Source organism: Psychromonas ingrahamii 37 (assembly GCF_000015285.1).
Taxonomy (GTDB): domain Bacteria; phylum Pseudomonadota; class Gammaproteobacteria; order Enterobacterales; family Psychromonadaceae; genus Psychromonas; species Psychromonas ingrahamii.
This window is the reverse complement of the sequence record NC_008709.1, coordinates 4,072,359-4,093,520: the sequence shown is the minus strand read 5'-3', so window position 1 is coordinate 4,093,520 and position 21,162 is coordinate 4,072,359. Positions and strand designations below refer to the sequence as shown.

Here is a 21,162-nt window from a genome sequence, read left to right as displayed (position 1 = left end):
TACTGATCTGACCTCTAAAGATGGTCGTATTATGCTTATAATGCCGAACAGAAAAAATTTCCAGCCGATGCAGGACAAGAAAACGTTTTTCAGGAAAAAGAGATGAGCGCCTCGGAAGCGACCTTTTACCTGCGTTGCAATAAACACAAATAATCATAGTATTTTAAATCGACTCTCTCGCAATAAAAGTTGTCGTACGCTGTCATTTAAGCTAACGTTATTTTTTCCATTAAGAACTTGCCATATGGACACTTCTTTATTTACAACGAACTGGTCAGATAACTCCTTGTATGTTGGACTGACCGCTTTTATATATATAACGCTGGTGATACTGACCTCATTAAGTGTTCTTATTAAACGCAAACCCATTGGCGTTTCTCTCGCATGGTTGCTGCTTATTTACGCTTTACCTATGGTGGGCATGATAAGTTATTATATTTTTGGCCAGCTCAATTTAGGTAAAAAGAGAAAAAAGCGCCGCCTTGAGATGGCGGGGTTATTTAAAACCTGGCTCGCAGATGAAGTGACAGAACATCGCTTATCTGATCAACAAATTTCCAGCGCTGTGACGTCGATTAAACATTTTGTTGAATTTGGTAGCCAAATGCCGATGATGGCTGGCAATAAACTCACCTTATTATCCTCTACTGACGTTATTTTAACGGAGCTGGCGGATTGTATTGAGCAAGCCCGGCACAGCTGTTATTTAATGTTTTATATCTGCTCGGGGGGAGGGTTGGCAAATAATATTTTAGATGCATTAATGCGCGCCGCGCGCAGGGGGGTGAGCTGTAAGTTATTATTTGATTCTGTTGGCAGCCATGATTTCTTTAACTCTACAGAATCGCAGAGGCTTAGAGGGGCAGGTGTTGAAGTCTGTGAAGCCTTACCTGTGGGTACTTTTAGATTACTCTTTCAGCGTCAAGACTTACGTTTACACCGCAAATTAGTTTGTATTGATGATCATGTCGCTTATACCGGCAGTATGAACTTAGTTGATCCCGCTTTCTTTAAAAAAGAGAAAAATATCGGTCAATGGGTTGATATGATGGTGCGCTGCGAGGGGCCTATCGTGCAGTTGATGAAAAGTTTGTTTGTCTGGGATTGGTATTTGGAAACTAACGTTAAATTACCTTTTCAAAAACTTTATGCCGATAGTTTTGCCATCGCCGGGGATCAAAATGTGCAGCTTATTCCATCGGGGCCTGAGTTTGGTGAAGCGAGTATCTATCAAGTTTTATTAATCGCTATTTATGAGGCTAAATATAGTTTGGTGCTCACCACTCCCTATTTTGTTCCCGATGAGAGTTTGCATGAAGCATTAAAAGTGGCCGCGCTGCGTGGTGTTGATGTCAAAGTGATTTTGCCGGCTAAAAATGATTCCTTTATGGTTGATTACGCATCACGGGCCTTTTTTGAGGAGTTGTTGGTTGCGGGGGTGAAAATATATAAATTCCATGGCGGTTTACTGCACAGTAAAAGTATTGTTATTGATGAAAAAATTGCTTTATTAGGAACGGTTAATCTAGACCGCCGTAGTTTTTGGTTAAATTTTGAAATGACGATGTTGGTTGATAATGATTTTTTTGCCGACGAATTATTGCAGCTGCAAATGCGTTATTTATTGTTATCAGATCCTTTAATACTGGAAGATTGGCAGAAGCGAAGTTATCACAAGCGCCTATTAGAAAGTGTTATGTACCTGTTTAGTCCGCTTTTATAGCTCGAAGGCTTGAAAGCCGTCAGCCGTCAGTCGAAGCTCGAAGACTCGCAGCCGACAACCGACAATCGACAACCGACAACCGACAGCTTACCGCCGATAGCCTACATCCGAAGCTCAGCGCATAAAAAAGCCAGCAATTAAGCCGGCTCTCTATATTCACTTAGTAACGAAAAAGAATTAAGCTTCTTTTTTTACTTTTTCTTCTTTTACTAATTTAGGCATTTCAACTATTTCAACTTCAGGTGCATCCATTACATCAACGTAATCTGTGCCGTAGTAAGAAGCAAGCAGTACCGCTTTAAGCTCAGATACAAGAGGGTAACGCGGGTTAGCCGGAGTACATTGGTCATCAAAGGCTTGTTCTGCTAGCGCATCAACTGCCGCCAGGAAGTCATCTTCTTTAACCCCCGCGTCTTGGATTGAAAGGGGAATATTTAACTCAACTTTTAACTCATCTAACCAAGTTAGCAGTGCCTTAATCTTAGCTTCAGTGTTACCTTCACGGAAACCTAAATGGTCAGCAATTTCTGCGTAACGAGCACGTGCTTTAGGACGGTCGTATTGTGAGAACGTGCCTTGTTTAGTTGGGTTATTCGTTGCATTAAAACGAATAGTATTGGTCATTAACAATGCATTTGCTAAACCGTGTGGAATATGGAATTCATTACCAATTTGATGCGCCATAGAGTGACACACTCCCAGGAATGATTGAGCAAACGCCATGCCCGCGATAGTGGCTGCGTTATGTACTTTTTCACGCGCCACTGCATCATTTTTACCGTTATGGTAAGAGCTTGGCAGGTACTCTTTTAATAGTTTAAGCGCTTGTAGTGCTTGACCATCTGAGTACTCGTTAGCAAGTATTGAAACATAAGCTTCCATCGCATGTGTTACTGCATCGTAACCACCGAATGCACAGAGAGATTTCGGCATGTCCATTACTAGATTTGCATCAACAATTGCCATACTGGGGGTTAGTTCATAATCGGCTAATGGGTATTTTTTACCGGTTTTTTCATCGGTTATAACGGCAAAAGGGGTGACTTCAGCACCGGTACCAGAAGTCGTTGTAATACAGACGAGATCCGCTTTAACACCCATTTTAGGGAATTTGTAGATACGTTTACGTATATCCATAAAGCGCATTGATAAGTCTTCAAAATCAGTTGACGGGTGCTCATATAGAACCCACATGATTTTCGCTGCATCCATGGGTGAACCACCACCGACAGCAAGAATAACGTCTGGATTAAAGACATTACAAGCAGCCGCCCCTTTTTTGATAATGGCAAGGGTTGGATCTGCTTCAACTTCGTGGAAGATTTCAACTAACATCCCTTTACTTTCAAGGATTGAACGTAACTCATCCACGTAACCGTTAGCAAATAGAAAACCATCCGTTACTATCATTGCACGTTTTTTATCTTCTAAATCAGTCAGTGCGATAGGTAAACAACCACGACGGAAGTAGATAGATTTTGGTAGTTTATGCCACAACATATTTTCAGCTCTCTTCGCAATTTTTTTAGTATTGATTAGATGTTGCGGACCTACATTTTCTGACACTGCATTACCACTGTGCGTACCACAACCTAAGGTCATTGAAGGTGCAAAACCAAAGTTATAAATATCACCGATACCACCGTGCGATGTTGGTGAGTTAATCACAATACGACAGGCTTTCATGGTAAGGCCAAATTTATCAATACAATCCGAGTTTGCATCCTGGTCTGTGTATAGTGCGGCTGTGTGACCAACACCACCTATCTCTAGAACGATTTTAGCTTGACGGACCGCATCTTCATAATTTGTAGCTTTAAATAGACCTAGCGTTGGAGATAGTTTTTCATGTGCAAACATGTTTTCAACGACGACTTGAGGGCCTTCACCCACAAGAATTTTAGTTGAAGTGGGGACTTTAACGCCTGCAAGTTTAGCAATAGTATAGGCTGATTGACCTACAATTTTAGCGTTAAGCGCGCCGTCGATAAACATCGTTTTAGCTACTTTTTCGGCATCAACTGCATTCAGTATAAAAGCGCCGTATTCTTGAAGGCGCACTCTAAATTCGTTATATTTTGATTCAACAACAATCACAGCCTGCTCGGACGCACAGATCATACCGTTATCGAATGTTTTTGACATTAAGATTGAAGAGACCGCGCGTTTGATATCAGCTGATTCATCAATAATGACGGGCGTATTACCCGCGCCAACACCAATTGCAGGATTACCTGAAGAGTATGCGGCTTTAACCATGCCCGGGCCACCGGTCGCAAGGATAATGGCAGTATCTTTGTGTTTCATAATCGCATTAGTCAGTTCAATAGATGGAATATCAATCCAACCGATAATATCTTTTGGCGCGCCGGCAGAAACAGCAGCGTCTAAAACGATTTTAGCGGCGTAGTTTGTACATTCTTTAGCACGTGGATGCGGCGCGACAATACAACCATTACCTGTTTTAAGCGCCATTAACGTTTTAAAAATAGCCGTTGATGTCGGGTTAGTTGTTGGAATGATCGCACAGATAATGCCCATCGGTTCGGCAAGTGTCACCGTATTGAGAGATTCATTGCGTGATAATTCACCTACGGTTTTTGTGTGTGCGTAGCTGTTATAAATAAACTCAGAGGCAAAGTGGTTTTTAATGACTTTATCTTCCATGATCCCCATGCCTGTTTCTTTAACGGCCATTTTTGCAAGTTCAATACGGTGTGTTGAAACTTTAAGGGCTGCGACACGGAATATTTCATCAACCTTTTCCTGTGAGAAGGTTGCATACTCTGCTTGTGCTACTTTGACGCGTGCAATCAGCGCTTCCAGATCAGCAACAGTGCTAACTGTCATAATATTTCTCCTAAAGATTTATAAGTTTAAAAATTTTTTAATAAAACGGCGCTCGCGATGGCAAATACTGTCTTAGTAAAAAACTCTTTTTAACTAATCTATGGCTGATTATAGAAACCTATGCATGAAGGGACTTGATCAAGATCAGAAAAAAACGATTTATTAAAATATTAAAAATGTGAGGGTATTCACGTTGTAGTGATCAACCGGCCCTGAATAATGTTGTTTTCACGCGAATAAAAGGAGCATGAAAATTTTATTCGCTTATTTTGGCGATAAAAATGTTTAATGCGGGAAAGTCTTTACTTGTTATAGCAAGCGGTAATAAGCTATCACTTTAGCTTAAGTCAACATAAAGAGATCCTATGTCCAATGCCTCCTCCTTTGCGCGCAGTGCAATATTTTTTTCTGCAATTGTGATCTCACTTGCCGGTGTAAAAGTTGCGGCGCCTATTGTTGTGCCTTTTTTACTGGCACTCTTTGTTGCTATTATTTGTAATCCTGCCGTTGACTTTTTATCGGCACGCAGAATTCCTCGGGGTATTGCTATTGCCTGCGTCATTTTCTTTATTTTTGCCATTTTTTTTGGTTTTGGGGGCGTTATTGGTGCAGCAGTTAATGGCTTTAGAGAGGCAATTCCTACCTATGAAGCTCAATTTGCGGTCGAACTGCAATGGTTCATTGCTAAAATGAGTGAATATAATATTGTTATTTCGATGACCGCGGTACGAGAATACTTTGATCCCGCAAAAATAATGACCCTAGTAACAAGCACGTTAAGCAGTTTCAGCAGCGTGTTGGGCAATGTATTCCTGTTGTTATTAACCGTGGTATTTATGCTCTCGGAAGGTGGTGGTTTTGCCAAAAAACTGCATATCGCTTTTGATGACTCGGTCAAAACGGAAAAGCGCTTAGATCATTTTTTAAAGTCAGTGAATAAATATATGGCCATCAAAACGATAATGAGCTTAATGACCGGTTTAATGATTGGTTTTGCTTTATGGCTGATGGGCGTCGATTTTTATGTGTTATGGGCTTTACTGGCTTTTTTATTAAACTATATACCCAATATAGGCTCAATTATTGCGGCGGTGCCAGCGGTTATTTTAACTTTTTTACAACTTGGTATGGGTTATGCAGCAGCGGTGATCGCTTTGTTTGTTGGCGTTAATACGCTGATGGGGAATGTCATTGAGCCTAGGTTTATGGGCCGCAGCCTCGGGCTTTCAACTCTGGTGGTCTTTCTGTCATTAATTTTTTGGGGGTGGTTATTAGGCATGGTAGGGATGCTACTATCTGTGCCTTTGACCATGATTTTTAAAATAGCATTAGAAAATAGTGAAGAGGGACGTTGGTTTGCTATTTTATTAAGCTCCGATGAAGAACTCGAAGATTTTCAAGCAACCAAACAACAAGATAATAAATAATGAAAATAATGGAACATATTAATTGGCAGCATGTTGAAAGCCAACCAGAAAATGAGATGCAGCGTTTATTACACGGTCGGGGTTTCCACTTTCCCGAGTCCGAACACATCAATATCGATTGGTTCTCACCGGTAATCTTAATCATTTTATATAAAGAAATGAAGGTAAAAGACTTACAAAGACTAAGCACGCAGTTACTGCACAAAATGACTAAAATAGGTTTTACTGTTGAGAGCATTCAGGTGCAGTTCCGCTGTCGGGATTTTGCACCGACTGAGATTTTATACGGGGAGCCTATTACGGATTTAATTGCCCGTGAAAATACCCTTAAATATAAAATAAATTTAGGCAGCAAACAAAATTATGGCATTTTTTTAGACATGAAAAATGGCCGTCAATGGTTACAAAATAACAGTGAAAATAAATCTGTTTTGAATCTTTTTTCTTATACTTGTGCTTTTTCTAACGCGGCTATTGCCGGGGGAGCTGAGCGTGTTATCAATTTAGACATGAGTAAAGCAGCCCTTGCGGTAGGGCGTGATAATCATAGATTAAATGATCATGATCTAAGCCGGGTGAAGTACTTCGCCCATGATCTTTTTAAGTCTTGGGGTAAAGTTAAACGCTTTGGACCCTATGATATTGTGATTGCAGATCCGCCGTCATTACAAAAAGGCAGCGTTAATATTAAACGCGATTATCCTAAAATTATTCGCCGTTTACCTGATTTATTAACTGCCGACGGCGTCGCGCTGTTATGTTTGAATTCCCCTGATTTAGATTTAATATTTTTAAGGGAAGTTATTGCTGAAGAATGCCCTCAAGCGGTCATTATTGCGCAAATCTCGCCTCCTGAACTGTTCCTTAATATTGAACCCGGGCGTGGCTTAAAATGTTTGTTATTACGCCTGAATAGAGAGCCTAATGAGTGGGATTGTTATTAGGGTCTGGTGGCTTAGTTTTTATTGAAAATTTGTTTATAAAAAAGCCCCGATTTGGTTTGCAAATCGGGGCTTTTTTGCAGCTATTGATAAAGCGATAAAGCGATAAAGCGTTAAACGTTAGCGATTGCTTTATCCATGGCTTGCGTTGCCTGAATGGCCGTTAACGCGATAGTGTAAACAATATCATCAACTAATGCGCCACGTGATAAATCATTGACAGGTTTACGCATACCCTGCAGCATTGGACCAATACTGATTAAATTTGCACTACGTTGTACTGCTTTATAAGTAGTATTACCGGTATTCAAATCCGGGAAGATAAAGACAGTCGCTTTACCGGCAACCGGACTGTCCGGCGCTTTACTTTTTGCTACATTTTCCATTACCGCCGCATCATATTGAAGCGGACCATCAATCAGCAAATCTGGACGACGTTGTTGCGCAATTTTAGTTGCTTCACGCACTTTATCAACATCAGAGCCGACACCGGACGTACCCGTTGAATAACTGATCATGGCAACTTTAGGGTCAATACCGAATGCGATAGCTGAATCCGCTGATTGAATTGCGATATCAGCAAGTTGTTCTGCGCTTGGATCCGGATTGATTGCACAGTCACCATAGACTAATACTTGATCGGGTAGAAGCATAAAGAAGATAGAAGAAACTAAGTTTGCGCCGGGCGCTGTTTTAATCAGTTGCAGTGCGGGTCGAATGGTATTTGCGGTGGTGTTAAGCGCACCTGAGACAAGCCCGGATACCTCACCCTCAGCCAGCATCATTGTCCCTAAAACAACTGTATCTCGTAATTGTTCACGGGCAACAACTTCCGTCAGGCCTTTTGATTTGCGCAGCTCCACCATAGGGGCAACATAATCTTCAATAACATCGTCTGGATTGATGATTTCAACATCATCGGTTAAAACAATGCCCTGCTGTGTTGCGACACGGTGAATCTCTTCCGGGTTACCTAATAGAACAGGTTTTGCAATACCACGTTGTGCACAGATAAGGGCAGCTTGAATAGTACGCGGCTCTTCACCTTCAGGCAGCACAATACGCTGGCTGTTTTTACGTGCAAGTTCCGTTAAATGATAACGGAATGCCGGTGGTGATAAACGGCGAGATAAAGATGAATCCCCGGTTAATGTTTTTAACCAGTGCTTATCAACATGGCCGGCAATGTATTCTTGTACCTTTTCTATGCGCTCTATATCGTCAACTGGAATTTCCATATTGAAGTTTTGCAGGCGCTGAGCCGTTTGCCATGTGTTGCTATTGATTAGGAGAATCGGTAAACCGGATTCCATTGCCCGTGCACATAACTTCATAACCTCGGCTTCGGGTGTGTAATCACCGGTCAGTAATAAACAACCAATTTTCATCCCATTCATTACCGCAAGACAGGCGGCGATAATCACATCACTGCGGTCACCAGATGTGACCAGCATGGATCCGGCTTTGAAATGTTCAAGCATATTTGGGATCGAGCGAGCACAGAATGTGACCCGTTGTAAACGCCGGGTGTTTAGGTCACCTTTGTTTAATATTTTCGCATGTAAATGGGTAGCAAGATCGACAACGCGTGGTGCAATCAGTTCTGAGCTCCAAGGAATACAGCCTAAAATGGGCAATGGACTTTTACTGAACATTTGCAATACTTCAAGATTACTGTTTAACGAGTCGTGAGCACCCTCAAACATTTCCGTTAAATCTGGACGGTACTGTTCACTTTCATCGCTTGGTGCGCCAACTTTATTGATAATGCAACCGGCAATACGTTGATTGTTTTTACCACCAAAAGAAGAGACAGCAATTTCAATGCGCTCTTTTAATTGCTGTGAAGTGTCATTATTCGGATGAGTAACAAAGACCATCTCAGCACCTAATGCTTTGGCAATACTGTAGTTGATTTCGTTGGCAAACTGATGCTTATCCGTTGGCACAAGCCCTTCAACAATAATCACATCACTTTCTTTGGTGCCTTGACGAAAACGTTCAACAATATTTTCTAATAACTCTGACGTTCTGCTGGAGGAAATCAGGTTTTCTGCGTATTTCATTGCAAAGGGTTCAGGCGGATTCAAAGCTGAAGCATTACGCAGTGTTGCCGTAGAGCGCTCTGGACCTACATCTCCAGAACGTGGTTGCGCAATAGGTTTGAAGAAGTTAACTGCGACACCCTGACGTTCCAGTGCGCGGACCATACCGAGACTGACAGAGGTAACACCAACACCGGAACCGATGGGAATGAGCATAATTGTGCGGGGCATGACTATTCCTTGTAAATAAAGAAATTAGAGGAAAAAGTGGGGAGTGTTTTTCCCCTATTTATAGTGATAATGATTGATTTGAAACTAGTTTTGCAGAATCTTGTGCAATGACCCACTCTTCATTGGTAGGGATAACCATCGCAATCGGGGAGCCGGCTATCGTAATTATACCTTGATTGCCCAATATCGCGGCTTTATTTTTTTCGCCGTCGACTTGGTAACCAAAAATGGTTAATAATTCCAATACCTTGCTGCGGACAAGGGGGGAATTTTCACCGATCCCGCCAGTGAAAATAATGGCATCAATATGGCCTAATGGTACAGCGTAAGAAGCAATATATTTGGCAAGGCGGTAGATAAACATGTCTATTGCGAGTGTCGCTCTTTTGCTACCTTGCTCATAGCCTGCAATAATTTCACGGAAATCGCTGGAAATACCGGAAATGCCAAGCAAACCACTTTGTTTTTGTAATATTTCCATGACGCCTTCGATGCTGTAACCCAGACGAGTTATTAAGTATTCAATAATACTCGGGTCAAGATCACCACAACGTGTTCCCATTACTAAACCATCCAGCGGTGTTAGCCCCATACTGGTATCGACACTTTGACCCTTTTTAATGGCAGTCACCGATGCACCATTACCTAAATGCGCGCAGATAACGTTGAGATCATCGACGGGTTTGTTTAATATTTTTGCGGCTTCATGGGTAACGAACAGATTACTTGTTCCGTGCATACCGTAACGGCGGATGCTGTACTCTTTGTATAAATGATAGGGCAGTGCATACATAAACGCTTTAGCAGGCATAGTTTGATGGAATGCAGTATCAAATACGGCAACCTGTGGAAGCGCCGGGAAAGCGACCTGCGCTGCTCGAATACCTAGCGCATGGGCCGGATTATGCAGTGGAGCAAGGGATGAGCACTGTTCAATACCTTCAAGTACATGGTCATCAATAATAACTGATTCTGTAAATCTTTCGCCACCATGAACAATGCGGTGACCGACGGCTACAAACTGCTCAGTTAAGCCTGCTTCTTTTTTAATAATCTCTTCTACAATAAAAGATATTGCTGCAGAGTGTGCGCTATAAGGGGGAAGACTGGTGGACTTTTTTGTTCCTGCCATTTTCCATTTGATACGTGCCTCGGGAAGATTAAAACATTCAGCAAGACCACTCATTATCTCACCACCGTTATCAGCATTGATAACCGCGAATTTAAGAGATGAGCTGCCACAGTTAAGGACAAGTACCAGTTTGTTATTCATGAAAAACCCAGTAAGTAAAGTTTGAAATAGTCGATCAATGTTATGTGCTTGATGGTCAAAAAAGCCATGCCAATTAGTGACTCAGATCGCATAATTGTGTGTAAAGTCTACACTTATGTAATTAAATGACAATAAAAAATCGGGCTGGTAAATGATTTAAATCAAACTGTAGGAAGGGAGTTTTGTTGTATTTATACTCTGCTTGCAGTGCAGTCCGACTATCTTTTATGTTGTTATTGTAGTGCTTTTTTCGTTGTTATGGTATTAACTGTTATTATATTGATGCTGGTGTTGAATATTGCTAGTGTTTATCCATCATTTTATTTATTAACTGATTTGAGGTTTTTTTTGCATTCATTTTTTGATGTTATCCGCGAGGGGAGTCGTTACCTCAAAGTGTGGCCAAAACAACGTGCGCTAAATGGCTTGTTTATTGACAGTAAAGTTTCATTCTATACGCGTCTGTCAATTAAAATAACACCCGCTTTTATTGCACTAAGCTTAGGGTTAGCCCTTACCTTTCCAATTTCATTTGATCCTATTGTCAGCGTAACATTTGCATTATTTTTATTAGGCTTACCAATTCAAGGTTTTTACTGGTTAGGTAAACGTTCGCAGCAGCTTTTGCCACAGCAATTATTACCCTGGTTTATGGCTATCAAAAAAAAATTGAGCGCAAAAAATGCAGCAGAAAAGGGGGCTATTCACCATCCTTCCTATTTGGAGCTTGCAACATTGCTGCAGCAAGCCTTTAAACTGGGTGGTGATGATTTTTTACAGCATAATGAGCTGATTTAAGCATTATGAGCTTCGAGCTTCGAGCTTCGAGTCGAGAGCCACGAGTTACGAGCGAAGTTCGCAGCTAGAAGCTCGTGGCTCGGATCTTGCTCCCTCGCAGCTGTCATTCTTTTTGATAAACCTCGATATTAAAGTCACATTCAATCTCCCAGGTTTTTTCTGCTAATAAAGCGAGCATTTTTTGCGGGTTAAATTTCCATGCAAAGGGTGTCATATTAATTAAATCCTGCACTGTCTGAGGATTATTAATCGTTAGTCTGTAATTTAGATTGATCTGCTTGATTTTGCTAAAACCAGACACGGGTTTATTTTCTTCGGCATGTTGATTTACCTGTTCATATATTTTTTCACGTAACTGAAACAGATGGCGCGGGGCAGGCGTGACGGTTATTATATAACCCTGTGGTTTGATTAATCGTTGTAATTCACTTTCGAGTGACGGTGCATAGATTCGGATTAAGGCATCTAAACTATTATCCGCCAGTGGTACATCGTATGCGCTGGCAACACAGAAGTTAATATTTTTATAGCGCTTAGCTGCATAACGAATTGCTACTTTGGAAATGTCTAAGCCGTTAATCATAAACTGCTCCGGGAGCTTTGCTGCTATACGTGCAGTGTAATAACCTTCGCCGCAACCTAAATCAAGAATTTGAGCCTGCTTTTTTTCTGCTAAGCAGGCAGACACTAACTCACTGACTTTTTCTGCTAATGGCAAATAGCCGTCGCTGTTTAAAAAAGCACGGCGTGCGCTGATCATCTCTTTATTATCACCCGGATTTTTTGAATTTTTAGCATTCACCGGCAGCAGGTTTAGATAACCTTCCTTGGCAATATCAAAATGATGATTATTAGCGCAGATTTGGGTGTTATTAGTGCGTTGCAGTTTAGTTTGGCAAAGCGGACAAATAAAAGGAGTCATAATGGGGCCTATTTGAGCAGGTGAAAAATTTACCTGCTCTGTTTATTATTCAGTAGATAACGCAGTGATGGTATTGTAAAAGAATCTCTTTTATTTTGTCTATACTCTCATGAATTGGTGTGCTGATTGTTCAAGCAGGTGAAATATTTACCTGCTCTGTTTATTATTCAGTAGATAACGCAGTGATGGTATTGTAAAAGAATCTCTTTTATTTTGTCTATACTCTCATGAATTGGTGTGTCGATTGTTCAAGCAGGTGAAAAATTTACCTGCTGTGTTTATTATTCAGTAGATAACGCAGTCATGGTATTGTAAAAGAATCTCTTTTATTTTGTCCATACTCTCACGAGTTGGTGGGCTAACGCCATCTAGCGGGTAGATTTCCCCCATTGCGGTCCATTTATGCTTACCTAATTCATGGTAGGGTAATAGCTCTATTTTTTCGATGTTTTTCATAGGCTTTATAAATTTACCTAAGGCATGTATATCATCGATAGCATCGGTATAACCGGGTAAAACCACATAACGTAAATAGACCGCTTGGTGACGCTCTGCTAAATAGTGAGCAAATTCCAGCGTGTATTTATTACTGACGTGGGTTAAGTCGATATGTTTATCATTGTCCATCTGTTTGATATCTAATAATACTAGATCAGTGTGATCGAGCACGCTTTTAACCGTGTCATCGATTCGGCGCACAAAACCATTAGTATCTAAACAGGTATGAATTCCCTCCAGATGGCAGGCTTCAAAGATCGCTTTAATAAATTCAGGCTGGAGCATTGCTTCGCCCCCGGAAACGGTAATGCCGCCCCCCGATGCTTCCATGTAATGGCGATATTGCAGCAGTTCGGCCATTAATTCTTCAACGCTCATCTCTTTACCGGCCTCGGTATCCCAAGTGTCGCGGTTATGACAATATTGACAGCGCATTAAACAGCCCTGTAAAAAAATAATAAAGCGGATCCCAGGACCATCAACGGTACCACAACTTTCAACGGAATGAACTCGTCCTGTTACTGACATTAGAAACCCCTTAAAATAGACTATTTGATTTGCATCTTAGGCAAAAAACAAAGCAAATAAACATTTTAGAATAGATAAAAAGAAAGGTTTCATCCGTACAGATGAAACCTTTGCAATCTTTGCAATTATAGCAGGCAAACTAAAAGAGTTGCCTGAATATTTTTGTTACAACCTGGCAGTAAAGGTACGTGAAATCACATCGCTTTGCTGTTCTTTAGTTAACGAGTTAAAACGTACTGCATAACCAGAAACACGGATAGTCAACTGCGGGTATTTTTCAGGATTATCCATTGCATCAACCAGCATTTCACGGTTCATCACGTTTACGTTTAAGTGCTGACCACCTTCAATCTCAGGGGTGTGCTTAAAGTAACCGTCCATCAGACCCGCTAAGTTTGTTTTTTGTGAATCGTCAGTTTTACCTAATGCATTTGGTACAATCGAGAAAGTATATGAAATACCATCCTGTGCGTAGGAAAATGGCAGTTTAGAAACAGAGGTTAATGATGCAACCGCACCCTTTTCATCACGACCATGCATGGGGTTAGCACCAGGCGCAAAGGGCATGCCAGAACGACGTCCATCAGGTGTGTTACCGGTTTTTTTACCGTATACCACGTTAGAAGTAATAGTAAGGATAGATTGAGTCGCACGTGCATTGCGGTACATTTTGTGCGATTGAATTTTTTTCATAAAACGTTCAACAAGATCACAAGCCATGTCATCTACACGCGGGTCATTGTTACCAAATTTAGGGTAATCACCTTCGATCTCAAAATCAGTTGCAATACCGTCTTCATCACGGACAGGTTTAACGGTTGCGTATTTTATGGCAGAAAGTGAATCAGCTGCAATTGAAAGACCGGCAATACCACAAGCCATAGTACGTTCAACATCACGATCGTGCAGTGCCATTAGCGATGCTTCATAACTGTATTTGTCATGCATATAATGAATACAGTTAAGTGCAGTGACGTAGGTTTCAGCTAACCATTCCATAAAGTGGTCAAGGTTCGCAAATACTTCATCATAATCTAAGACTTCAGAGGTAATTGCAGGCAATGTACTAGGACCAACCTGCACTTTAGATTTTTCATCTACGCCGCCGTTAATGGCGTAAAGCAAGGTTTTAGCAAGGTTGGCACGCGCACCAAAGAACTGCATCTGCTTACCGACAATCATAGGGGATACACAACAGGCGATAGCGTAATCATCGTTATCAAAATTGCTGCGCATCAAGTCATCATTTTCATACTGAATAGAGGAAGTATCAATCGATACTTTTGCACAGTATTTTTTAAAGTTAACAGGTAATGCTTCAGACCATAAAACAGTAATGTTCGGCTCTGGAGAAGGGCCCATAGTGTATTGTGTATGCAGAATACGGAAGCTGCTTTTAGTCACTAGCGTACGCCCGTCAACGCCCATGCCGCCAATAGACTCCGTTGCCCAGATAGGGTCGCCGGAGAACAGATCATCGTATTCAGGTGTACGTAGGAAACGTACCATACGTAATTTCATGACCAAGTGATCGATAAGCTCTTGTGCTTCAGTCTCGGTAAGTACACCTGCCTGCATATCTTTTTCAATATAGATATCAAGGAAACTCATAGTACGACCAAATGACATTGCTGCGCCATTTTGTGATTTGATTGCCGCCAGATAACCAAAGTAAGTCCATTGAATGGCTTCTTTCGCATTTTGTGCAGGACGAGAGATATCCGAGCCGTATTTAGCCGCCATCTCTTTAATTTGTGCTAGTGCACGGTATTGCTCAAAGATCTCTTCACGTAATTTCAGGGTATCTTCAAGTGTTGCTCCGGCAAGTAAATCTTTTTCTAAGCTTTTATGCTGCTCCGCTTTATCGGTCATTAGGAAGTCAATTCCGTACAGGGCAACACGACGGTAATCACCGATAATACGACCACGACCATAAGCATCGGGCAAACCGGTTAAGATACCTGATTTACGACATTTTAGGATGTCACCTGTGTAAACATCAAAAACACCCTGATTATGTGTTTTACGGAATTCAGAGTAAATTTTATTAATAGTTGGATCGAGCTCTTTACCATAAACTTTACAAGAACCATCGATCATACGAATACCGCCGTTAGGGATAATCGCACGTTTTAAAGGCGCATCGGTTTGCAGACCAACAATGGTTTCTAAATCTTGGTTGATATAACCTGCGTCATGAGCGGTAATGGTAGAAACAATATCAGTATCGAAATCAACTGGCGCATGGGTGCTGTTTTCCAGTTTGATGCCTTCCATCACCTTAGCCCAAAGCGCATCAGTGGCTTGGGTTGCACCCGCCAGGAAACTTTCATCACCTTCAAAGGGGGTATAGTTTTTTTGGATGAAGTCACGTACGTTAACGTCAGTTTTCCAAACTTCACCAGCAAAACCTTGCCATGCTGATGCCAATTCTTCATTAATCTTAGTCATAACGATTTACCTTGTAGTTAAAATAAGTATGAGTTGAACTGTAAATAGACTCTATCGTTCGTGTTTAAATAGACTCTATTGTTCTTGTTTGCTTTTCTGCATTGGACGTAAATAGATCATCCAGTGCATTAAACCTACTATTACGCCGCCGCCAATAATGTTACCGATGGTCACCGGAATTAGGTTATCGAAAATAAAGTTGTAAATTGTTAAATCAGAATATTGGCTGGTGTGCTCTCCGATAGCGAGCCAAAATTCTGCGGGAGCAAATTGCTGGATTAAAATGCCGCTGGGCACCATAAACATATTGGCAATACTATGCTCAAAACCGGAGGCGACAAACATGGTGACAGGTAGAAATACGGCAAACATTTTATCGGTAATAGTGCGTGCGGCAAATGCCATCCACACTGCCAGACAAACCATCATATTACATAAAATACCCAGTGAAACGGCCTCTATAGATGAATGATGGAGTTTATGCTGGGCAATATGTAAGACTGTTAATCCCCATTGCCCGTGATCTGTATTGTACATTCCCGCAAAAAAGATCAGGAAAACAAGGAAGGTTGCGCCAATAAAATTACCAAAATAAACAATGATCCAGTTTTTAAGCAGTTGTGCTGTCGTGATACGTTTGCTCGCTTTCGCTATCAGGGTCAGCGTGCTGCTGGTGAATAGTTCACCGCCCACGACAACGATTAATAGTAGACCAAGACTAAATGCTGCTCCACCTGCAAATTTACTAAGACCCCAAGCGACATTTTCAGTGCCTGTGGTGACGGTGACATAAAAAACAAAAGCGAGGCCGATAAAAAGACCTGCAGTAATCGCGAGGTAAAAAGCGGATAGGGGAGCTTTAGTTGCTTTATTATATGCAACGTCAGCGGCTTTTTCGGTTAGTTGATGAGGCAGTAGTTCTTCTCGTTTATTTTCTGCAAGCATCTCGTCCGTTCCTGTTTATTGAGAGTACAAGAAGTTTAACAAATGGATTATGTAATAAATTTGATTTAAATCAATTGCCAGGGATTGGTTGTAATTTTATTACATTTTCGGTGGTTTTTGTCACTTTCACGAGGTAGGTGTGGTTCGAGGTTATTTTTTTAAATGAGCTAATCCAATATAATAATAATAATAACGATAATGACAGGCAGTCTATTTATGCTGAATTGTTATTAACCTTTAGACTGTCGTTGTCTTTCCCAAATGATGGGATGACAAGCAAACAGTGATAAAGGCTTATTATGTTTACTATAGTAATGATTCTATTTCTTGTAAAATTTGCAAACACCATTCGTCGATACGTTGATCGCTTAATTCGTATTGAGAATCTTCATCAAGCGCCAATCCCATAAAGTGCTGTTGATCAGGTAAAAGGGCTTTTGAAGCGATAAATTCATAACCTGTGGTTGGCCAGTAACCGACAAAAAGAGGTTCCTGCGGTAGCAGTTCGTCATGCAGCATTCCAACAGCATCAAGAAACCATTCGCTATAACCCTCTTGATCCCCCAATCCATATAAAGCAATAATTTTGTTTTTGAGATTAAGCCCTTCAAGTTCATCCCAAAGTGCTCCCCAGTCTTCCTGAAGCTCGCCATAATCCCAGGTAGAAATCCCTAAAATAAGAATATCATAATCATTTATCTTGCTAATGGGGGTTGTTTTTATGTTAAATAGCTCAACAAGTGATTCACCTATACAAGCCTGAATCTTTTCAGCTGCAATTTCTGTATAACAAGTACTAGAACCATAAAATAATCCGATTTTCATATATAACGCCCGATAGACTAAAAACGGTGTTAATTTACAGATAAGGGAGTCTTAATGGAAGCATTAAGCATCGATCAATTTTTAGATTCATTATGGTTAGAGAGGGGATTGTCACAAAATACCTTAGAATCATATCGCCACGATTTACGTTTGGTTGAAATTTTTCTTGCCACAAGATTGGTTAGTTTATGCTCTGCCTCGTCGTTAGATTTAATTGATTATTTTAGTTGTCGTCTGAGCGGAGAGAAAGAATATAAAAATGCATCAACTGCGCGTTTAATGAGTGCCTTACGCCGTTATTATCAATATTTATGCCGCGAAAAAATACGCGAGGATGATCCCAGTGCTAAGCTGGAAAGCCCTAAAATAATCAAACCCTTACCTAAGTCACTTTCAGAATCCGAAGTTGACGGATTATTATCCTCACCAGATTTAACCGACAGTGTTCAATTTCGAGATAAAGCCATGCTTGAGCTTCTCTACGCGACGGGTTTGCGCGTTTCCGAGTTAGTTGGATTGTCGATGGAGGAGATCAATTTAAAACAAGGTGTTGTGCGCGTTACCGGGAAGGGTGATAAAACGCGTTTGGTACCATTAGGAGAAGAGGCCATCTACTGGGTTGAGCGTTATATAGAGGAAGCGCGGCCAGATCTGTTAAAGGGTCAAAGCAGCGACGTGTTATTTCCAAGCCGTCGCGCAACGGTGATGGTGAGACAAACATTTTGGCATCGCATTAAATTTTATGCCCAATTATGCGGCATAGATAAAGAAGCGTTATCCCCGCATGTATTGCGTCATGCCTTTGCAACACACTTATTAAATTATGGGGCAGATCTGCGTGTGGTGCAGATGCTATTGGGGCATAGTAATCTTTCTACAACGCAGATTTACACGCATATTGCACAAGACAGATTGAAAGAGCTGCATCAGGAGCATCATCCAAGGGCATAACGCAGCTATTTCTGATAACACGCAAAAACACGGTCTAGTATTTATTGATGGCAAATTAAAAAATTCACAAATCAGTACTTACTAGGCATAATCAACTCCTGAGTATTTTAGAAATACTCTCTTTATTCCACTAACAATATGAGGTTTTTATGGCGACTATTTTTTCAAAAACAGGGGTTATTTGTGTCTTTTTATTAAGCAGTTTTGCAGCCGTCTCAGCGACGTCTGAATCTCCCTCCTCGCTGGTGGTTGAGGAAATAACGACTAAAATGGAAAGCCTTAAGATCCCCGTTAATGAGATTAATAAGTCAGCAGTAGAGGGATTATATGAAGTGATCTCCAATGGTGATATTTATTATATTAGTGAAGATGCAACCCATTTGTTGTATGGAAGTATTTACGCTTTAGACAATCAGATGGTCAATATTACTGAGCAGAAAAAAGCACAATTAAGTCGCCAAAAAGTCGCTAAAAATATAGACAAAATAACCGCCTTTGAAAAAGACATGATTGTGTTTAAAGCGCAGGATGAGAAACACGTTGTCACTGTTTTTACCGATCCTACCTGCAGTTACTGTCAGAAATTACATTCACAAATGGCTGACTATAATAAATTGGGTATTACTATTCGCTATTTAGCATTTCCGCGAGCGGGTATTGATTCTTCAACCTACCATACTATGGTCTCAATATGGTGCTCAAACGATCCTAAAAATGCGATGAATATGGCTAAAAAACGCCGTGAGATCCCCTCTGAAACCTGTGAAAACACCGTCAAGGAGCAATATCAGCTTGGGCGTTTACTTGGGGTTAATGGCACACCGGCTTTGATTTTAGAAAATGGTACCCTCACCCCGGGTTATCTTCCTCCTCAGCGTTTGCTGCAGTTGTTAGAGGAAAAATAAATCGGCGATTTTTTAATATAGTGCCCTTATAGCCAGATCATTTGCTGATGCCTGCATTCGCAAATGATCTGGCTATATTCTTATTACAAAGCATTTGGTAGCCATTATGCCTACAGTTCAAGTCAAAAATAGAACCGTTTTAGATCCTGTTCCGATCAACTTAACCTGCTCCCCTTTATTAACACAGCTTTATATCAATCGCGGTATTAGCAGTGCAAGTGAATTAGATAACAGCACACAAAGTTTACTTCATGCGCAACAATTAAAAGGCATCACAACGGCCTGTGAACTTTTATATCAGGCCTTATTATCTTCACAAAAAATAATAGTAGTGGGCGATTTTGACGCAGATGGCGCGACCAGTACTGCATTGAGTATTTTGGCGTTACGCGGTTTAGGTTTTACCAATATTGATTATCTTATCCCCAATCGTTTTGATTATGGTTATGGGTTAAGTCCGGAGATCGTCGATTTAGCCATTAGCAAGGGTGCACAATTATTGATGACGGTCGATAATGGCATTTCCAGTATCTCTGGTGCTAAACATGCGAAAGATAACGGTCTGAAGTTATTAATTACAGATCACCATCTGCCTGGAGCCGAAACGCCGCAAGCGGACGCAATAGTTAATCCGAATCAGGTTGGCTGTAGTTTTCCGAGTAAAAACCTGGCGGGTGTCGGTGTCGCTTTTTATGTGATGTTAGCGTTACGTGCTTTCATGCAGAACAAAGGCTATTTTACCCATTTTAAAGCGCCTAATTTAGCAACATTGTTAGATATAGTAGCTTTAGGGACGGTTGCTGATGTGGTGGTGCTTGATGCTAATAACCGCACATTAGTCCATCAGGGATTGGCACGTATTCGCGCAGGCGTTTGCCGGGTCGGGATCAGCGCCTTAATCAGTGTTGCTAAAAGAAACCAAGGCCAGCTAGTCGCAAGTGATTTAGGCTTTTCATTAGGACCCAGGTTAAATGCCGCCGGGCGCCTCGATGAAATGAGCTTTGGTGTTGAGTTGTTATTATGCGAAAATGTTGAGCAGGCAAATATAATAGCCAATGAATTAGATGCTTTAAATCAGTCGCGTCGCGAGATAGAACAAGGGATGCAGGAAGAGGCGCTAAAAACCTTAGCCAATTTGTCACTTGATGAAAATAACATCCCCCATGCTATTTGCTTATTTGAACAGGAATGGCATCAAGGTGTGATAGGGTTAGTGGCATCGCGTATTAAAGAAAAATATTACCGTCCTACCTTTGCATTTGCTAAGGCTAACAATGGCGAAATTAAAGCATCCGCACGTTCCATTCCAGGCGTACATATTCGTGATATGCTCGATTTAGTGGATAAAAAAATACCTGGTGTTATCTTAAAATTCGGCGGGCATGCAATGGCTGCCGGACTCTCTGTAAAAGAGACTGACTTTGAATTATTTAGTAAAACCATTAATAGGGTACTTCAAGAACAGGTCGATAATGATCTGCTAAACAATATAATCCTTTGTGATGGACAATTAAATAGCCAGCAGTTTAGCCTTGAACAAGCTCAAGAGTTAAGAGATGCGGGACCATGGGGTCAGGGCTTTCCTGCCCCTCTCTTTGATGGCGAATTTAAACTGCTGCAGCAGCGCTTGGTGGGCAGCCACCATTTAAAAATGACCTTAGAGTTTGAGGGTAAAACGATTGAGGCGATCGCCTTTAATATTGATGTCGAGTTTTGGCCAAATCCGATGGTAAAAACGGTATATTGTGTTTACCGTTTAGATATCAATGAATTTAGAGGTAATAGGACAGTGCAGATGCTGGTGGAAGTGTTACGAGCGGAATAAGAACGAAATAAGAAGCTGTCAGCT

Annotated in this window: 15 protein-coding genes; 7 read left to right on the top strand and 8 right to left on the bottom strand. The window is 41.1% G+C overall.

Annotated elements, in window-relative coordinates; translation table 11 throughout:
• Positions 1 to 244: 244 nt before the first annotated feature.
• Positions 245 to 1,723, top strand: coding sequence for a cardiolipin synthase (cls, locus tag PING_RS17110; protein WP_011771555.1), 1,479 nt, complete (start codon positions 245 to 247; stop codon positions 1,721 to 1,723).
• 177 nt (positions 1,724 to 1,900) lie between these two features.
• On the opposite strand, the gene adhE is transcribed toward cls, so the two are convergent.
• Entirely contained in the window at positions 1,901 to 4,573 is a 2,673-nt protein-coding gene (gene adhE, locus PING_RS17105) for a bifunctional acetaldehyde-CoA/alcohol dehydrogenase (protein ID WP_011771554.1), read from the bottom strand.
• Between the two features lie 365 nt (positions 4,574 to 4,938).
• Here adhE and PING_RS17100 point away from each other — a divergent pair, with 365 nt between their 5' ends.
• Positions 4,939 to 6,000: an AI-2E family transporter gene (locus PING_RS17100; protein WP_011771553.1), complete on the top strand. Its 1,062-nt coding sequence runs from the start codon at positions 4,939 to 4,941 to the stop codon at positions 5,998 to 6,000.
• An 8-nt stretch (positions 6,001 to 6,008) separates the two neighbouring features.
• Positions 6,009 to 6,944 carry a class I SAM-dependent methyltransferase gene (locus PING_RS17095; protein WP_232279383.1) on the top strand — a complete coding sequence of 312 codons (936 nt, stop codon included), beginning with the start codon at positions 6,009 to 6,011 and terminating at the stop codon, positions 6,942 to 6,944.
• A 110-nt stretch (positions 6,945 to 7,054) separates the two neighbouring features.
• Here the strand turns inward: PING_RS17095 and pta are convergent, their stop codons facing one another.
• Positions 7,055 to 9,217, bottom strand: coding sequence for a phosphate acetyltransferase (gene pta / locus PING_RS17090; protein ID WP_011771551.1), 2,163 nt, complete (start codon positions 9,215 to 9,217; stop codon positions 7,055 to 7,057).
• A 58-nt stretch (positions 9,218 to 9,275) separates the two neighbouring features.
• A complete protein-coding gene (locus PING_RS17085; protein WP_011771550.1) occupies positions 9,276 to 10,490 on the bottom strand; it encodes an acetate kinase in 1,215 nt (404 codons plus the stop codon).
• Between the two features lie 348 nt (positions 10,491 to 10,838).
• On the opposite strand from PING_RS17085, the gene yfbV reads away from it, so the two are divergent.
• Positions 10,839 to 11,288, top strand: a complete 450-nt coding sequence (gene yfbV / locus PING_RS17080) for a terminus macrodomain insulation protein YfbV (RefSeq protein ID WP_041767444.1) — start codon at positions 10,839 to 10,841, stop codon at positions 11,286 to 11,288.
• A gap of 103 nt (positions 11,289 to 11,391) precedes the next feature.
• Here yfbV and rlmA read toward each other — a convergent pair whose 3' ends face one another.
• From rlmA to fldB, 5 genes are all read right to left on the bottom strand, one after another.
• Positions 11,392 to 12,210 carry a 23S rRNA (guanine(745)-N(1))-methyltransferase gene (gene rlmA / locus PING_RS17075; protein ID WP_011771548.1) on the bottom strand — a complete coding sequence of 273 codons (819 nt, stop codon included), beginning with the start codon at positions 12,208 to 12,210 and terminating at the stop codon, positions 11,392 to 11,394.
• A 285-nt stretch (positions 12,211 to 12,495) separates the two neighbouring features.
• Positions 12,496 to 13,236 (bottom strand): pyruvate formate lyase 1-activating protein, encoded by a 741-nt coding sequence (gene pflA / locus PING_RS17070; RefSeq protein WP_011771547.1) that lies wholly within the window; start codon positions 13,234 to 13,236, stop codon positions 12,496 to 12,498.
• Between the two features lie 165 nt (positions 13,237 to 13,401).
• Entirely contained in the window at positions 13,402 to 15,687 is a 2,286-nt protein-coding gene (pflB, locus tag PING_RS17065) for a formate C-acetyltransferase (RefSeq protein ID WP_011771546.1), read from the bottom strand.
• Between the two features lie 75 nt (positions 15,688 to 15,762).
• Positions 15,763 to 16,632, bottom strand: coding sequence for a formate transporter FocA (gene focA, locus PING_RS17060; protein ID WP_011771545.1), 870 nt, complete (start codon positions 16,630 to 16,632; stop codon positions 15,763 to 15,765).
• 306 nt (positions 16,633 to 16,938) lie between these two features.
• Positions 16,939 to 17,457: a flavodoxin FldB gene (fldB, locus tag PING_RS17055; RefSeq protein ID WP_011771544.1), complete on the bottom strand. Its 519-nt coding sequence runs from the start codon at positions 17,455 to 17,457 to the stop codon at positions 16,939 to 16,941.
• A 54-nt stretch (positions 17,458 to 17,511) separates the two neighbouring features.
• Between fldB and xerD the strand changes: the two genes are divergently transcribed.
• The 3 genes from xerD (at position 17,512) to recJ (ending at position 21,138) form a co-directional block, all read left to right on the top strand.
• Entirely contained in the window at positions 17,512 to 18,408 is an 897-nt protein-coding gene (gene xerD / locus PING_RS17050) for a site-specific tyrosine recombinase XerD (RefSeq protein WP_011771543.1), read from the top strand.
• 149 nt (positions 18,409 to 18,557) lie between these two features.
• Positions 18,558 to 19,313 carry a bifunctional protein-disulfide isomerase/oxidoreductase DsbC gene (gene dsbC / locus PING_RS17045; RefSeq protein WP_011771542.1) on the top strand — a complete coding sequence of 252 codons (756 nt, stop codon included), beginning with the start codon at positions 18,558 to 18,560 and terminating at the stop codon, positions 19,311 to 19,313.
• Positions 19,314 to 19,419: 106 nt separating this feature from the next.
• Positions 19,420 to 21,138, top strand: coding sequence for a single-stranded-DNA-specific exonuclease RecJ (recJ, locus tag PING_RS17040; RefSeq protein ID WP_011771541.1), 1,719 nt, complete (start codon positions 19,420 to 19,422; stop codon positions 21,136 to 21,138).
• The last annotated feature ends 24 nt before the right edge of the window (positions 21,139 to 21,162 follow it).

Bases quoted from the DNA above. Each gene is read 5' to 3' on its own strand.
- recJ (WP_011771541.1), top strand. From the start codon at position 19,420: ATGCCTACAGTTCAAGTCAAAAATAGAACCGTTTTAGATCCTGTTCCG.
- PING_RS17085 (WP_011771550.1), bottom strand. From the start codon at position 10,490: ATGAATAACAAACTGGTACTTGTCCTTAACTGTGGCAGCTCATCTCTT.
- cls (WP_011771555.1), top strand. From the start codon at position 245: ATGGACACTTCTTTATTTACAACGAACTGGTCAGATAACTCCTTGTAT.
- adhE (WP_011771554.1), bottom strand. From the start codon at position 4,573: ATGACAGTTAGCACTGTTGCTGATCTGGAAGCGCTGATTGCACGCGTC.
- pta (WP_011771551.1), bottom strand. From the start codon at position 9,217: ATGCCCCGCACAATTATGCTCATTCCCATCGGTTCCGGTGTTGGTGTT.
- rlmA (WP_011771548.1), bottom strand. From the start codon at position 12,210: ATGACTCCTTTTATTTGTCCGCTTTGCCAAACTAAACTGCAACGCACT.
- dsbC (WP_011771542.1), top strand. From the start codon at position 18,558: ATGGCGACTATTTTTTCAAAAACAGGGGTTATTTGTGTCTTTTTATTA.
- fldB (WP_011771544.1), bottom strand. From the start codon at position 17,457: ATGAAAATCGGATTATTTTATGGTTCTAGTACTTGTTATACAGAAATT.
- pflA (WP_011771547.1), bottom strand. From the start codon at position 13,236: ATGTCAGTAACAGGACGAGTTCATTCCGTTGAAAGTTGTGGTACCGTT.
- pflB (WP_011771546.1), bottom strand. From the start codon at position 15,687: ATGACTAAGATTAATGAAGAATTGGCATCAGCATGGCAAGGTTTTGCT.
- PING_RS17100 (WP_011771553.1), top strand. From the start codon at position 4,939: ATGTCCAATGCCTCCTCCTTTGCGCGCAGTGCAATATTTTTTTCTGCA.
- focA (WP_011771545.1), bottom strand. From the start codon at position 16,632: ATGCTTGCAGAAAATAAACGAGAAGAACTACTGCCTCATCAACTAACC.
- PING_RS17095 (WP_232279383.1), top strand. From the start codon at position 6,009: ATGGAACATATTAATTGGCAGCATGTTGAAAGCCAACCAGAAAATGAG.
- xerD (WP_011771543.1), top strand. From the start codon at position 17,512: ATGGAAGCATTAAGCATCGATCAATTTTTAGATTCATTATGGTTAGAG.